The organism is Pseudomonas sp. S06B 330, assembly GCF_002845275.2.
Lineage (GTDB): Bacteria > Pseudomonadota > Gammaproteobacteria > Pseudomonadales > Pseudomonadaceae > Aquipseudomonas.
In genome coordinates, this window is the sequence record NZ_CP088149.1 from 4,175,705 (window position 1) to 4,189,402 (window position 13,698).

At 59.8% G+C, this 13,698-nt stretch carries 16 protein-coding genes; all 16 read right to left on the bottom strand.

Annotated elements, in window-relative coordinates; all coding sequences use genetic code 11:
• Positions 1 to 2: 2 nt before the first annotated feature.
• Positions 3 to 779, bottom strand: coding sequence for a flagellar biosynthetic protein FliR (gene fliR / locus CX511_RS18580; RefSeq protein ID WP_045189031.1), 777 nt, complete (start codon positions 777 to 779; stop codon positions 3 to 5).
• Between the two features lie 7 nt (positions 780 to 786).
• Complete coding sequence (gene fliQ / locus CX511_RS18585; protein ID WP_045189033.1) at positions 787 to 1,056, bottom strand: flagellar biosynthesis protein FliQ; 270 nt, start codon at positions 1,054 to 1,056, stop codon at positions 787 to 789.
• A gap of 21 nt (positions 1,057 to 1,077) precedes the next feature.
• Positions 1,078 to 1,830 (bottom strand): flagellar type III secretion system pore protein FliP, encoded by a 753-nt coding sequence (gene fliP, locus CX511_RS18590; protein ID WP_038613345.1) that lies wholly within the window; start codon positions 1,828 to 1,830, stop codon positions 1,078 to 1,080.
• Positions 1,830 to 2,234, bottom strand: coding sequence for a flagellar biosynthetic protein FliO (gene fliO / locus CX511_RS18595; RefSeq protein WP_045189197.1), 405 nt, complete (start codon positions 2,232 to 2,234; stop codon positions 1,830 to 1,832). Before fliO ends, fliP begins: the two co-directional genes overlap by 1 nt.
• Positions 2,235 to 2,282: 48 nt before the next feature.
• Positions 2,283 to 2,750, bottom strand: coding sequence for a flagellar motor switch protein FliN (gene fliN, locus CX511_RS18600; RefSeq protein WP_045189035.1), 468 nt, complete (start codon positions 2,748 to 2,750; stop codon positions 2,283 to 2,285).
• 49 nt (positions 2,751 to 2,799) lie between these two features.
• Entirely contained in the window at positions 2,800 to 3,768 is a 969-nt protein-coding gene (gene fliM / locus CX511_RS18605; protein WP_101293421.1) for a flagellar motor switch protein FliM, read from the bottom strand.
• Positions 3,769 to 3,777: 9 nt separating this feature from the next.
• A complete protein-coding gene (fliL, locus tag CX511_RS18610) occupies positions 3,778 to 4,275 on the bottom strand; it encodes a flagellar basal body-associated protein FliL (protein WP_045189038.1) in 498 nt (165 codons plus the stop codon).
• A gap of 134 nt (positions 4,276 to 4,409) precedes the next feature.
• A complete protein-coding gene (locus CX511_RS18615; protein ID WP_045189041.1) occupies positions 4,410 to 5,696 on the bottom strand; it encodes a flagellar hook-length control protein FliK in 1,287 nt (428 codons plus the stop codon).
• Positions 5,697 to 5,776: 80 nt separating this feature from the next.
• The gene (locus tag CX511_RS18620) at positions 5,777 to 6,124 is read right to left on the bottom strand and encodes an Hpt domain-containing protein (RefSeq protein WP_045189043.1); all 348 of its coding nucleotides are present in this window, start codon (positions 6,122 to 6,124) and stop codon (positions 5,777 to 5,779) included.
• 25 nt (positions 6,125 to 6,149) lie between these two features.
• Positions 6,150 to 7,850 carry an ATP-binding SpoIIE family protein phosphatase gene (locus CX511_RS18625; RefSeq protein WP_218248956.1) on the bottom strand — a complete coding sequence of 567 codons (1,701 nt, stop codon included), beginning with the start codon at positions 7,848 to 7,850 and terminating at the stop codon, positions 6,150 to 6,152.
• Between the two features lie 8 nt (positions 7,851 to 7,858).
• The gene (locus CX511_RS18630; RefSeq protein ID WP_101293422.1) at positions 7,859 to 8,170 is read right to left on the bottom strand and encodes an STAS domain-containing protein; all 312 of its coding nucleotides are present in this window, start codon (positions 8,168 to 8,170) and stop codon (positions 7,859 to 7,861) included.
• Between the two features lie 94 nt (positions 8,171 to 8,264).
• Positions 8,265 to 8,717 carry a flagellar export protein FliJ gene (gene fliJ / locus CX511_RS18635; RefSeq protein WP_045189047.1) on the bottom strand — a complete coding sequence of 151 codons (453 nt, stop codon included), beginning with the start codon at positions 8,715 to 8,717 and terminating at the stop codon, positions 8,265 to 8,267.
• 6 nt (positions 8,718 to 8,723) lie between these two features.
• The gene (gene fliI, locus CX511_RS18640) at positions 8,724 to 10,091 is read right to left on the bottom strand and encodes a flagellar protein export ATPase FliI (protein ID WP_045189049.1); all 1,368 of its coding nucleotides are present in this window, start codon (positions 10,089 to 10,091) and stop codon (positions 8,724 to 8,726) included.
• Positions 10,081 to 10,842 (bottom strand): flagellar assembly protein FliH, encoded by a 762-nt coding sequence (fliH, locus tag CX511_RS18645; protein ID WP_045189051.1) that lies wholly within the window; start codon positions 10,840 to 10,842, stop codon positions 10,081 to 10,083. Before fliH ends, fliI begins: the two co-directional genes overlap by 11 nt.
• A gap of 56 nt (positions 10,843 to 10,898) precedes the next feature.
• Positions 10,899 to 11,918, bottom strand: a complete 1,020-nt coding sequence (fliG, locus tag CX511_RS18650) for a flagellar motor switch protein FliG (RefSeq protein ID WP_045189054.1) — start codon at positions 11,916 to 11,918, stop codon at positions 10,899 to 10,901.
• Positions 11,911 to 13,692 (bottom strand): flagellar basal-body MS-ring/collar protein FliF, encoded by a 1,782-nt coding sequence (fliF, locus tag CX511_RS18655; protein ID WP_101293423.1) that lies wholly within the window; start codon positions 13,690 to 13,692, stop codon positions 11,911 to 11,913. The genes fliG and fliF overlap by 8 nt, the downstream gene beginning before the upstream one ends.
• Between the last annotated feature and the right edge of the window lie 6 nt (positions 13,693 to 13,698).

A 13,698-nucleotide genomic window follows, 5' to 3' on the forward strand; every position in this document is an offset into this window, starting at 1 on the left:
GCTCAGCGCGCCCGTGCCAGTTCACGCATCCATTGCAAAGCCTCGGAAGCCAGCAAGTGATAATGCGGAAGAATATCAGCCAGGGTGATCCAGAAAATGCCAAGCCCCAACACCAGTATCAACGGGAAGCCGATGGAGAAGATGTTCAGTTGCGGTGCCGCACGCGTCATCACACCGAAGGCAATATTGACTACCAGCAGCGCAGTGATAGCTGGCAGCACCAGCAACAGCGCTGCACCGAGCACCCAACTCAGCCGCCCTGCCAAGTCCCAGAAATGATTGACCAGCAAGCCACTGCCTACCGGCAAGGTGGTGAAACTCTCGGTCAGCACCTCAAACACCACCAGATGACCGTTGATACCCAAAAACAGCAGGGTCACCAACATGGTCAGGAACTGGCTGATCACCGCGACGTTAACACCGTTGGCCGGGTCGACCATGGAAGCGAACGCCATCCCCATCTGGATCGCGACGATCTGCCCGGCAATCACGAATATCTGGAAAAACAGCTGCAGCGACAGGCCGAACAGCGCACCGATGATGATCTGCTCTGCAATCAGCAGCAACGCACTAAGGTCCAGCGCCTGGACTTCAGGCATCGGCGGCAAACCCGGCACAATTACCACTGTGATCGCCAAGGCGAAATACAGGCGAATGCGTGCCGGCACCAGGGTGGTGCCGAACACCGGCATGGTCATCAGTACCGCCGTCACACGAAATAGCGGCAGAATAAAACTGGCCACCCACGTGCTGATCTGCGCATCGGTCAGCTCAAGCATGCACAGGTCAGCCGATCAAATGCGGAATGCTGCCATACAACGACAGCATGTATTCCATGAACTTCTGCACCAGCCACGGACCGACCACGATCAGCGTCACCAGCATGACCAACAGGCGCGGCAAGAAACTCAGGGTTTGTTCGTTGATCTGCGTAGCGGCCTGGAACATTGCCACCATCAGACCTACCAACAAGCTGGGCACCACCAGCACGGCGACCATCAGGGTGGTCAGCCACAACGCATCACGAAACAGATCGACGGCAACTTCAGGGGTCATGGTCTCGTTCTCCTTGAGGCGTCAGACGCCGCCGAAACTGCCGGCCAGGGTGCCCATGATCAGCGCCCAGCCATCGACCAGCACGAACAGCATGATCTTGAACGGCAGCGAGATGATCAGCGGCGAGAGCATCATCATACCCATGGCCATCAGCACACTGGCGACCACCAGGTCGATGATCAGGAAGGGAATGAAGATCATGAAGCCAATCTGGAACGCCGTTTTCAGCTCCGAAGTGACGAAGGCTGGCACCAGAATGGTCAGCGGCGCCTGGTCGGGGCTGGCGATGTCGGTACGCTTGGACAGGCGCATGAACAGGTCTAGGTCACTCTGGCGGGTTTGCGCCAGCATGAAATCCTTGAGTGGCACCTGAGCCTTGGCGATGGCTTCCTGGGCGACCATCTGCTCATTCAGGTAAGGCTGCAAGGCATCCTTGTTCACCCGATCAAACACCGGCGCCATGATGAACATGGTCAGGAACAGCGCCATGCCTGTGAGAATCTGGTTCGACGGCGTCTGCTGCAGGCCCAGGGCCTGACGCAGGATGGAGAAGACGATGATGATGCGGGTGAAACTGGTCATCAGGATGACGAACGCTGGAATGAAGCTCAGCGCAGTCATGATCAGCAGGATCTGCAGACTGACCGAATACTCCTGCTGGCCGTCCGCCCCATTGGACAGCGTGATGGCCGGGATCGACAACGGATCGGCGGCCAAGGCCAATGGCGCTGCCAACAGCAACAGCAGCGTCAACATCATGCGCAGTGCGCCCATCACGACTTACCCTTCTGATCCTTGCCCATTAGCTCCAGCAGGCGCTGGGCGAATTCCGGTGTGGCCTGGCGTGCACTGACCGGCACTTCAACGGGCTCGGCCAATACATGCAACGCCTCGATACTGCCTGGCGAATGACCGATCAGGATCTGCTCCTTGCCGACTTGAATCAGCAACAGACGATCCCGGGGGCCCAATGTGCGACTGCCCAGGATTTCGATGACCTGGCCACCGCCCGGCGCCGCGTTCTGCACTCGACGCAACAGCCAGGCGAGGAGAAAGATCAGCCCCAGCACCAGCAACAACCCGAGCACCAATTGAGTCAGCTGGCCGACAGCACTGCCACCACTGCCCGGCGCCACCACGGTGGCAGCCGGTTGCACCGTGGCCAGGGCCACGTCCATGTACAGGGCGGCGGCCACTGCCAGACCGCGGTGCAGATGCCGTTTCACTTAGCGCAGCTTCTTGATACGTTCGCTTGGGCTGATCACGTCGGTCAGGCGGATGCCGAACTTTTCGTTGACCACTACCACTTCGCCGTGAGCGATCAGCGTGCCGTTGACCAGCACGTCCAGCGGCTCACCGGCTAGACGATCAAGCTCGATCACCGACCCCTGGTTGAGCTGCAACAAGTTGCGGATGTTGATCTCGGTGCTGCCCACTTCCATGGAGATGCTCACCGGAATATCCAGGATCACATCCAGGTTCGGACCATCGAGCGTGACTTGTTCGTTACTGCGCGGCGAGCTGCCAAACTCTTCCATAGGCAGGCGATTGGACCCCGCACCGCCGCCAACGTCCGCCGCCAGCAAGGCGTCAATATCGGCCTGGCCAGCGTCGCCAGTTTCTTCCAGGGCAGCTGCCCACTCATCGGCCAGCGCTTGCTCTTCCGGTGAGGTGATGTCGTTTTCGTTAGCCATTTTGTCCTCGACGGGCAATCAATTCGGGAGTTGGAACAATCGGCGCCGCCTAGCGGCGCTCGATCGGATCGATAATCTGCAGGGCCAGGGTGCCCTTGTGTGAACCCAGCTTGGCCTTGAACGACGGCACGCCGTTGGCCCGCAGGATCAGCTCATCCGGCAGCTCAACCGGAATCACATCACCCGGCTGCATGTGAAGGATGTCGCGCAGCTTCAACTGACGACGTGCAACTGTCGCACTCAGCGGCACGCTGACATCCAGCACGTCTTCACGCAGGGCCTTGATCCAGCGCTCATCCTGGTCGTCCAGGTCAGACTGAAAACCGGCATCGAGCATTTCACGCACCGGCTCGATCATCGAGTACGGCATGGTCACGTGCAGGTCGCCGCCACCGCCATCGAGCTCGATGTGGAAGGTCGAGACCACCACCGCCTCACTGGGCCCGACAATGTTGGCCATGGCCGGGTTGACCTCGGAGTTGATGTACTCGAAGTTGACCGGCATGATCGCCTGCCAGGCTTCCTTCAGATCGACAAAGGCCTGATCCAGCACCATGCGCACTACGCGCAGCTCGGTCGGGGTGAACTCCCGCCCCTCGATCTTGGCGTGACGACCGTCGCCACCAAAGAAATTGTCCACCAGCTTGAACACCAGCTTGGCGTCGAGGATAAACAGCGAAGTACCGCGCAGCGGCTTGATCTTGACCAGATTGAGGCTGGTCGGCACGTACAGCGAATGCACGTACTCGCCGAACTTCATCACCTGCACACCGCCAACCGCCACGTCCGCAGAACGACGCAAGAGGTTGAACATGCTGATACGGGTGTAACGGGCAAAGCGCTCGTTGATCATTTCCAGGGTCGGCATACGTCCGCGAACGATGCGATCCTGACTGGTCAGGTCATAACTTTTGACACTGCCCGGTTCAGCATTGGTCTCGGTTTGTACCAGCCCATCGTCGACACCGTGCAACAAGGCATCGATTTCATCCTGGGACAGCAGGTCCTGCACGGCCATCGGTGGCTCCTACTGCAATACGAAATTGGTGAACAGCAACTGGTCGATGACCGGGTTGCCGACTTCCTTCTGGGCGACTTCCTGCACGCTGGCGGTCGCTTTCTGGCGCAACATTTCCTGGCCGACGGGGCTTGCCAAGGTGTCGAAACCCTGCCCGGAAAACAGCATCACCAGGTTGTTGCGGATAACCGGCATGTGCACCTTCAATTTATCCAGCGCCGCCTGATCACGCCCCTGCAAAGTGATGCTCACCTGCATGTAGCGCTGACGACCGTTCTGGTTGAAGTTGACCACGAAGGCGGGGGCCAGTGGCTCATAGATCGCTGCAGGCTTGAGGTTGCCGGCCTGTGCCGCGTCTGCAGCAGGCTGGTCCGCAGACTTGTGCAGGACAAACCAGGTGGCACCCACCGACAGGCCGATAGCCAGCAACAATGCCAGCACCAGCAGCAGGATCAGTTTGAGTTTGCCTTTCGCGGCCGGGTCTTTCTCTGCGTCGCTCTTCGCCATGCCAATATTCCGTCATTCATCGGAGAATTCAGTCACATGGCGTGGGTTGAGCAAGTGTTATGCCAACCTGGTAAAAGAAGGGGCGTCCAGAAAAGACCACTCTGTCTGACCCGCTGTAGCCGCGGTGAGGCCGATCAGGCGTAATAGTCCACTGCACTGGAGCCAATCACTGTCTGCTGCTCGATGGGTGCAGTACTTGCAGCCACTTCGCCACTCTCACCCGTCTCATTGCGCCGCGCCGCTACCCCACTCAGACGCGGCGAATCCGGATTACTTTGCTGTTGCTGCTGGCCACGAGACTGATCGGCGACATTGACATCTGGCTGCCCGAGCCCTTGCTGGGCAAACATTTCCTTGAGCCGGTGGACCTGGTTTTCCAGGGCTTCACGCACGCCAACATGGCCGCTGGTGAAGGTAATCTGCGCCTGTTGCTCAGGTGCCAGGTTAACGCGGATATCCAGCCGCCCCAGCTCTGCTGGCTCCAGTTGGATATCGGCCGATTTCAAACTCTGGCTGGAGAGGTACATCACCCGATTGACCAGGCCTTCAGTCCAGCCCCCCTGGTTCATCGCCAGAGGCTGATGCAAAGGCGCTGCAGCGACCGGTACCGCTGTGGCGGTTTTTACCGTGGCCGCCTGGGTCAAGGTACTCAAGCGCTCAGCGAAGTTATCCACACGGGTGTCACTGGAGGCGCTCTTGAGGTCCTTGAGGCCATCATCCAGTAATCCGGCAAAGGCTTTCTCACCACCCTCACCCTGCTCGGCATCAGCACCAGGCTTGTCGAGCAGCGCCGCCAGGGTATTGACGGCTGGTTGAGCGGACGCCGCTTCTGGCTGAGCTGTCGTCGGTTTGCTGGCTGCATGCGCCGAGGTGGTACCCTGGGCTTGCGCGCTCTGCTCCAGCGCCATGCGCAAGGCAGGCAGATCGGCCAACGGGTCTGCCTCCGGGTCGAATTCAGGCGTTGGCGCAACGGCAGCTGCCTGGGCTTGCAATTGTGCCGCCTGGACCACCGGCGCCACGGCTTCGGCCTGGGCCTGGATCAACTGGGCACCTGGCTGAGCATCGGTCACTTGACCGGCCACCAGATTGGGATCGAGCAGTGTCGGGTCCGTCGCTGCGCCAGGAGCGAGCGTGTCATCCTGCCCCTCAGGCAAGGTCTTGCCGCTACCGGCAAGCTTCGACTGCTCGGCGGCATCGTCCTTGCCATCGACAGCGTCTTTGCTGGCGGCGGCGTTTTTGTCACGCTTTAGCGCCTCGGCGCTCGTCGGCGACTTTTCCCGAGACTGCTGGGCATACACACTGGAAAAGCCCGAAGCCTTGTCACCCGCCACCTGCGGCGACTTCTCCGGCTGATTAGCGGCTGCGCGCGAGGGCTTTGCCGCGACACCGACTTGCAGCAATGGATTGGAAGCGACAGGCATGTGGGCATCTCCGCGAAGAGGTCTTGAACATTAATGAGCGAAGACACTGCAAGAGCCACGCCAAGTTGCCACAAAACCACTCAACCAATCGAAACCCGATGGCGCTCATCGGCATACAACTGACGAACCGCCTCGTATTCGCGGTCAATCTGGTTGATCAGGTCCTCGATATCGTTCAGCGGTGGCTGCTTGACGCGCTCTTCCAATTGCCGACACAGCTCGGCCAGGGCTTTGGCGCCCATGTTGCTGCTACTCCCCTTAAAGCTGTGCGCCGCATAGCCGAGTTGCTCCGGGCTGGTCGCCTCGTGCAACTGACTGAGGCGGATTTCGGAGTCTTTGAGAAAGGTATCGAGCAACGTCAGGTAGTCATCTTCCATGACCTCCTGCAAGCCGCTTAACACCTCATGATCGATATGGATATTGGACACTTGCTCACTCCTTGATCAAGTTAGATTATGCCAGAGCCTCCCAGGCAAACTCCACGCATACGCGGCGCCCCTCGTCAGCCCAGTCAGCACGCCGGCTCAGCCGCCGTATAAGGTTCAACCCGCGCCCGAACAAGCCCTGCTCAACCAGCGGACGCGCAAGCACTGTACGCACATCGAAGCCCTTGCCGCTATCTTCGACTTCAATGATCAGACGCCCGCCCGAACCTTGAGGTTCAACCTGCACGCTTATTCGAATATAGCCACTGCACAGCGCCTGCAAGCGCTCGTTGCGCTGACGATAATAATCGCCGAAACCCTGCGCATCTCGCTTGAGCGCCGAATCAAGGCCCAACACACCATGCTCCAGGGCATTGGAATACAACTCCGTCAAGACGCTATACAGCGCCCCGCTCTGCGCCCGCAAGCCATGCACCTCCTGCAGTAGCTGGAGCAAATAGGGTAATGGATTGAAACGCTTGAGGGTTTCGGCGCGAAACTCAAACTGCAGCGACCAGTCCAGCGGCGTCGATTGCCCACTGTCGGAGTAAATCACTGGCGAGGGTGACAACGCCTCCGGCTCGACCAGCGCAATCTCCAGCAGGCTCACATCATCACGGTAGCGCCCACCAAATGCCTGCAGCGCTTGCTGCACCTCCTCGAACAACAAGTCTGGCTGACGATTGGCGCTGAGCACCTGGCGAAGCCGCTCGACACCGAACAACTGGTCGTTCTCGTCACTGGTGTCGACCACCCCATCAGACAGCAGAAACAAACGCTCGCCCAGCGCCATGGGCAACGCCTGAGTAGTATCGTCAAACCGCTCGGGCGTCAGTACGCCCAAGGGTAAGTGCCGGGACACCAACGGCAATGGTTCCGCACCGTCAGCAGCCAACAGATAACCATCCGGCATGCCGCCGTTCCAGACCTCGACCATGCGCCGCTGAAAACTCAAGTTGAGCATCAGTGCGCAACAGAACATATCCACAGGCAGGATGCGCTTGAGCTTGGCGTTCATTTCGCGCAGGGTTTCCGCTAGGCCATAGCCTTTGGCCGTCATGCCGTAAAACACCTCCGCCAGCGGCATTGCCCCTACCGCTGCAGGCAGGCCATGCCCCGTGAAGTCGCCGAGCAGCACATGCATATCCCCGGACGGGGTAAACGCCGCTAGTAACAGGTCGCCGTTGAACAGCGCATAGGGCGATTGCAGGTAGCGGATATTAGGCGCACTCAGGCAACCGGCATGAGCCACTTTGTCGAACACCGCCTTGGCCACCCGCTGCTCATTGAGCAGGTGGTGGTGGTGACGGATGATCTGGTCACGCTGCTCCAGCACCGTGGCCTGCAGGCGGCGCAAGCGATCCATGGCCTTGATCTTGGCGGCCAGAATCACCGGACTGTAGGGTTTTGCCAGAAAATCGTCGCCCCCAGCCTCAAGGCAACGCACCAACGCTTGCTCTTCACTGAGTGAAGTCAGGAAGATAATCGGCACCAGTGCCTCACCTGCCAGCGTCTTGATTTGCCGCGCCGCCTCAAAGCCGTCCATCACCGGCATCAATGCATCAAGCAAGACGATTTGCGGATGACACTCAGCAAACAACGCCACCGCCTGCGCGCCGTTTTCAGCCGTGAGCACCGAATGACCCTGGTTGCGAACGATACGCGCCAGCAGCAGACGATCCGCCGCACCGTCTTCGGCGATAAGCACGGTCAAGCCTGACTCAGGCATAGCCTGGATCAACTGATATCGAACAGTTTGTCGAAATTGGAGATGGCGAGGATCGTGCGCACATCCGAGTTGGTATTGACTACACGGATATCCGAGTCATCACCACCGACGTGATCACGCAGCATCAACAGCATGCCGAGCGCCGAACTGTCGAGGTAGGTGGCGTCCTTGAGATCGACCACCACCGAATCGGGCTTTTGGCCCTCCCCCCTGCGCTCATACGCATCACGAAAATCTTGATGCTTGCCAAAGTCAAAACGCCCCTTGACTGAGATCGTCAGCTTTTTCCCATCCTGGGACAGCTCAGAATTAACTGCCATGCTGGAGATTCCTTCCATTACGACGACTACACACAGCTACAAGGTTTAGCAGCCTGGACACCTTGCGGCAACCCTTTCCCGGCCTAGCCCTGCATCAGTAGCGATCATGACGCGGCAAACGCTGGGACAACTCGTCGAGCAGTTTTTGCTCACGCTTGTCTTCAATGATCCGCGCCTCATCGATATAGCGCTGGACCAGCTTGCGCAAGCCCTCAACCCGAGCATAAGCCTGTTGCCAGGTACCACGGGCGTTGTTGAGGTTGTTTTGATGCCAGGCCAGGCTTTGGCGCTGCTGGGTCATGGCACTTTCAAGCTGTCCGAGAAAGCGCTGATAGTTGACCAGCCAGCTACCAGAAACACCCTGCCCGCCGCGGTCGATCCATTGCAACTGGTAGTCTTCACGAAAGCGGTCGAGCTCAGCGAGTTTGGCCTGCGCCATGTTCACCTGCTGCTGGAACTGTCCCAGGCGCTGAGCCGCCTGGCGCTCGGCGTTCTCGGCCATTTCCACCACTGGCGTCAGACGTGCGGCACGACTGGGCTGAGCCATGGCTTATCAGGCGCCTGCATCGGATTTTGGTTGGGTGAACACGCTGGCCAAGTGCTCACGACTCTGCTGCATGCCGACATTGTCGTTCAAGCCCTGGCGCAGGAAGTGCACCAGTTTTGGCTGCAGGGCAATCGCCAGGTCAGTCTCGGCATCACCACCGGCCACATAGGCACCGACACTGATCAGGTCGCGGCTCTGCGACAGGCGTGACCACAGTTGCTTGAACTGCTGGGCCTCGCGCATCTGATCCGGGCTTACCACCTGAGGCATGACCCGGCTGATCGAGGCTTCGATGTCGATGGCCGGATAGTGCCCCTCTTCGGCCAGACGTCGGGACAGTACGATATGCCCGTCCAATACACCCCGCGCCGAGTCGGCGATCGGGTCCTGCTGATCATCACCCTCGGACAACACGGTATAAAACGCGGTAATCGAACCACCGCCCGCCTCGCCGTTACCAGCACGCTCCACCAGCTTCGGCAGCTTGGCAAACACCGATGGCGGATACCCCTTGGTGGCTGGCGGCTCGCCAATCGCCAGGGCAATTTCCCGCTGGGCCTGAGCGAAACGGGTCAGCGAATCCATCAGCAACAGGACATTCTTGCCCTTGTCGCGGAAATACTCGGCAATCCGCGTGCAGTACATCGCGGCGCGCAGACGCATCAGTGGCGCATCATCGGCCGGGGAGGCAACGACCACCGAACGCTTGAGGCCCTCGGTGCCAAGAATATGTTCGATGAACTCCTTGACCTCACGACCCCGCTCACCGATCAGGCCGACGACGATGATGTCGGCCTCGGTGAAACGGGTCATCATACCCAGCAGCACGCTCTTGCCCACGCCGGTACCGGCGAACAAGCCCAGGCGTTGACCACGCCCTACGGTCAACAAGCCGTTGATACTGCGGATACCGACGTCCAACGGCTGGCTGATCGGGTCGCGATTGAGCGGGTTAATGGTCGGGCCATCCATCGGCACCCAGTCTTCGGCCTTCATCCCGCCCTTGCCATCTAGCGCCCGTCCGGCACCATCAAGGACCCGTCCAAGCATACTCATGCCCATCGGCAAACGGCCATTATCCGCCAGCGGCACTACCCGCGCGCCCGGTGCGATGCCGGCAACACTGCCGACGGGCATAAGAAAAACTTTGCTGCCAGCGAAGCCCATGACCTCCGCCTCGACCCGCACCGGATGATGGCTGTCGTCGTTGATTACCACGCAGCGGCTGCCAATGGCGGCACGCAAGCCTTCGGCCTCCAGGGTCAAACCGACCATACGCAGCAGGCGGCCCTCGACGACCGGCTGGGTTGGTAGTTTGACGGTGTCGGCGTAGGTACCCAGGCGCTTGGCGAAACTGGTGCGTTCAAGGCGCATCGGTGCTGTCCAGATCGACGGTCAAGTCGGGCGCAGCCGGATGCAGCCCCTGATCGTGCAACTGATCGAACAACTGCACCAGGGCCTTTTCGATACGCGTCTCCATGGTCGCATCGATACGGCTATGGTCGGTCTCGATGCGGCAACCACCGGGCAGCAGCGCCTCATCTTCAAGCAACTTCCAGCGTTCTTCGTGACGCTCGCGCAAGGCTTTGGCCTGCTCGAAGTCTTGCGGATTGATATGAATACGGATGTTGTCTGCGCCCATCGGTAGCAGCTTCAGGGCTTCGCGCAACACCTGGCTGATCTGACTGGAATCAATGCGCAGTTCGCGCCCGATGACTTCCTTGGCCATGTGCGCAACCAGACTCACCAGGCCTTTCTCGATCTGGCTGTCCTGCTCGGCAATGGGCTCCAACAGGTTGCCCATCAATTGCTCGAGGCTGGCCAATTTGGCCGCCAGGGCGACTTCGGCCTCTTGCCGGACCTTGAGCTGAGTGCTGTGGAAGCCTTCACGCTCACCGGTGGCAAAGCCTTCGTTGTAGGCTTCCTGACGAATGCTTTCGAGCTCTTCAAGGGTCAGCGGCTGAACTTCTTCGAGCGGTACTTCCTCGATTTCTTCCTGAACCACCTCAGGCTCGGGTTCAGGCTCCGGCTCAGGCTCCGGATCAAAGCTGGGCAACGCCCAGCGATTGAAGGCCTCGACGTCATCGGCGCGAATCAGCTCACTCAGGTGCTCGTTGGTTGACATGATTGCACGCACTCATAAAACAGTTTTTTGGAACCGCAGCCAGCGATAAGACCCGCTTAGATCATCTCTTCGCCGCCCTTGCCACCGAGCACGATTTCTCCGGCTTCGGCCATACGGCGGGCGATGGTGAGGATTTCCTTTTGCGCCGTCTCGACATCGCTGACACGCACTGGGCCCTTGGCCTCGAGGTCGTCGCGCAGCAACTCGGAGGCACGCTTGGACATGTTCTTGAAGATCTTCTCCTTGACCTTCTCGTCGGCACCTTTGAGCGATACCACCAGCACATCGGAAGACACTTCGCGCAGCAGCGCCTGAATGCCACGATCATCAACATCAGCGAGGTTGTTGAAGACGAACATCAAGTCTTCGATTTGCTCGGACAGATCGCCATCGATGTCGCGAATCGCGTCCATCAGCTGACCTTCCACAGAGCTGTCGAGGAAGTTCATGATATCGGCAGCACGCTTGATACCACCCAGGGTGGTACGCGCCGCGTTGGAGTTGCCGGAGAACTGCTTCTCGAGGATCTGGTTGAGTTCCTTGAGCGCCGCCGGCTGCACGGTGTTGAGTGAGGAGACGCGCAGGATGATGTCCAGGCGTACCTTGTGGTCAAAGTTGCCCAGCACTTCACCGGCCTGATCAGGGTCCAGATAAGCCACGACGATGGCCTGAATCTGTGGGTGCTCGTACCGGATGACGTCAGCCACGGCACGCGGCTCCATCCATTTGAGGCTGTCCAGGCCGCTGGTGTTGCCACCGAGCAAAATGCGGTCGATCAAGCCGTTGGCCTTGTCTTCACCCAGCGCCTGGGTGAGCATCTTGCGGATGTAGCCATCGGAGCCGACACCCAGGCTGGTCTGATCGCCAACAATCTCGACGAACTCACTCATCACCTGCTCGACCTGCTCGCGATGGACGTTGCCCATCTGCGCCATGGCCACGCCAACTCGCTGTACCTCCTTGGGCCCCATGTGCCGCAACACCTGCGCAGCATCGGTTTCACCCAGGGACAAGAGCAGGATCGCGGCTTTGTCGACCCGGGTCAGTTTGGCGGTAAGGGCTCGGTTATCACTCATCGGCGTTGATCCACTCTTTCACGACCTGGGCCACACGACCCGGGTCTTCGGCCACCAGGCTCTTGATTGCGTTGAGCTGTGCATCGTAGCCCTCGCTCGGGCTCGGCAGCAGAATGCTTTGCGGACCACCCAGGCTCACGCGGTCGTTGGCCAACTCGCCATCCAGACCGAGCATACCGCCCAGTTCCATGTCGCCATCGGCACCGGCGTTTTGCTTGCCATGGCCGGTGATGTTGTTGAGTACCGGGCGCAGCACGCCGAACACCAGCACAAGGATGAACAGCACACCCATGACCTGCTTGATGATGTCCCAGAACCACGGCTGCGAGTAGAACGGAATCTCGGCGATCACCTCACCGCGATCAGCGGCAAACGGTACGTTGATTACACTGACACTGTCGCCACGGCTGGCGTCGAAGCCCACCGCGTCCTGAACCAGGCGGGTAAAGCGTGCCAGGTCCTCAGCACCCCACGGTGCACGGGTGCTGTCGCCCGTGGCCGGATCAATCTTGACCTGATCATCGACCACCACGGCAACCGACAGCCGGTTCAGACGCCCCTGCTGCTGACGGGTGTGGCTGATGGAGCGATCCAGCTCGAAGTTCTTGGTCGACTGCTGGCGTTTGTCGGCAGGATAAGGCGCAAGCATCGGCTGACCGGTGGCCGGGTCCATGATCTGCTGGCCGTTGGCATCAAGCAGTGGCTGACCAGGTTGAATGGCAGCCGTGGCCCCCGGCGTGCCGCCAGTGGTTTGCGGCGCGGACGCCGGAGCAGGCGGCTGATTGCTCAAGGCACCTGGCACACCTTGCGGCCCCATGCTGCTGGAACGCTGTTCATTAACAGACTGCTCACTGCGCAGTGCCGGCTGATCAGGGTTGAACTGTTCAGAGGTGGACTCGACGGCACTGAAATCCACGTCGGCCGACACTTCGGCCTTGTAGCGATCATTACCCAGCACTGGTTGGAGGATGTTGTGCACACGCTGAGTGAGCATGCCTTCCATCCGGCGGCTGTAGTCGAACTGTTTACCGGCCATGGTCAGTTCGGAGCTGGCGAGCTGCTCGGACAGCAGATTGCCCTTCTGGTCGACCACGGTAACCTGCGACTTGTCCAGTTCCGGCACACTGGTTGCCACCAGGTTGACGATGGCCATTACCTGACCGGCTTCCAGCGCACGGCCCGGATACAACTCGACCAGTACCGAGGCGCTCGGCCGACGCTCGTCACGGACGAACACCGAACTTTTCGGAATCGCCAGGTGCACCCGCGCAGCTTTAACGTTATTCAGGCTGGAGACAGTACGCGCCAGTTCGCCTTCGAGGCCACGGCGATAACGAGTGGCCTCCATGAACTGACTGGTGCCCAGGCCTTGTTCTTTATCGAGAATCTCAAAGCCAACATTGCCGTCGCTCGGCGCCACACCGGCAGCGGCGAGTTTCAGCCGGGCACGGGAAAGGTCATCGGCCTTGACCAGCAAGGCGCCGGAGTTGGGCTCGACGTTGTAGGGGATATCGGCAGCGGCCAGGGTGTCCATGACCTGCTTGGTGTCCATGCCGGCCAGGCTGCCGTACAGCGGCCGGTAGTCTGGCTGTTGCGACCAGAGCACCACGGCAAAACCAATCGCCACACTCGCAGCAAGGCCGACCAGCAGGCCCACCTGACGCAACATGGGCATCTGCGAGATGTTTTCCAGGAATGACATGCCGAACAACGGCGGCTTGGGCGCTGAGGCGCTGCCTTTGGCGGGCACGTTATCGACGACTGCTTCGGCCATGACTCA

Bases quoted from the DNA above. Each gene is read 5' to 3' on its own strand.
- fliR (WP_045189031.1), bottom strand. From the start codon at position 779: ATGCTTGAGCTGACCGATGCGCAGATCAGCACGTGGGTGGCCAGTTTT.
- fliQ (WP_045189033.1), bottom strand. From the start codon at position 1,056: ATGACCCCTGAAGTTGCCGTCGATCTGTTTCGTGATGCGTTGTGGCTG.
- fliP (WP_038613345.1), bottom strand. From the start codon at position 1,830: ATGGGCGCACTGCGCATGATGTTGACGCTGCTGTTGCTGTTGGCAGCG.
- fliO (WP_045189197.1), bottom strand. From the start codon at position 2,234: ATGGACGTGGCCCTGGCCACGGTGCAACCGGCTGCCACCGTGGTGGCG.
- fliN (WP_045189035.1), bottom strand. From the start codon at position 2,750: ATGGCTAACGAAAACGACATCACCTCACCGGAAGAGCAAGCGCTGGCC.
- fliM (WP_101293421.1), bottom strand. From the start codon at position 3,768: ATGGCCGTGCAGGACCTGCTGTCCCAGGATGAAATCGATGCCTTGTTG.
- fliL (WP_045189038.1), bottom strand. From the start codon at position 4,275: ATGGCGAAGAGCGACGCAGAGAAAGACCCGGCCGCGAAAGGCAAACTC.
- CX511_RS18615 (WP_045189041.1), bottom strand. From the start codon at position 5,696: ATGCCTGTCGCTTCCAATCCATTGCTGCAAGTCGGTGTCGCGGCAAAG.
- CX511_RS18625 (WP_218248956.1), bottom strand. From the start codon at position 7,850: ATGCCTGAGTCAGGCTTGACCGTGCTTATCGCCGAAGACGGTGCGGCG.
- CX511_RS18630 (WP_101293422.1), bottom strand. From the start codon at position 8,170: ATGGCAGTTAATTCTGAGCTGTCCCAGGATGGGAAAAAGCTGACGATC.
- fliJ (WP_045189047.1), bottom strand. From the start codon at position 8,717: ATGGCTCAGCCCAGTCGTGCCGCACGTCTGACGCCAGTGGTGGAAATG.
- fliI (WP_045189049.1), bottom strand. From the start codon at position 10,091: ATGCGCCTTGAACGCACCAGTTTCGCCAAGCGCCTGGGTACCTACGCC.
- fliH (WP_045189051.1), bottom strand. From the start codon at position 10,842: ATGTCAACCAACGAGCACCTGAGTGAGCTGATTCGCGCCGATGACGTC.
- fliG (WP_045189054.1), bottom strand. From the start codon at position 11,918: ATGAGTGATAACCGAGCCCTTACCGCCAAACTGACCCGGGTCGACAAA.
- fliF (WP_101293423.1), bottom strand. From the start codon at position 13,692: ATGGCCGAAGCAGTCGTCGATAACGTGCCCGCCAAAGGCAGCGCCTCA.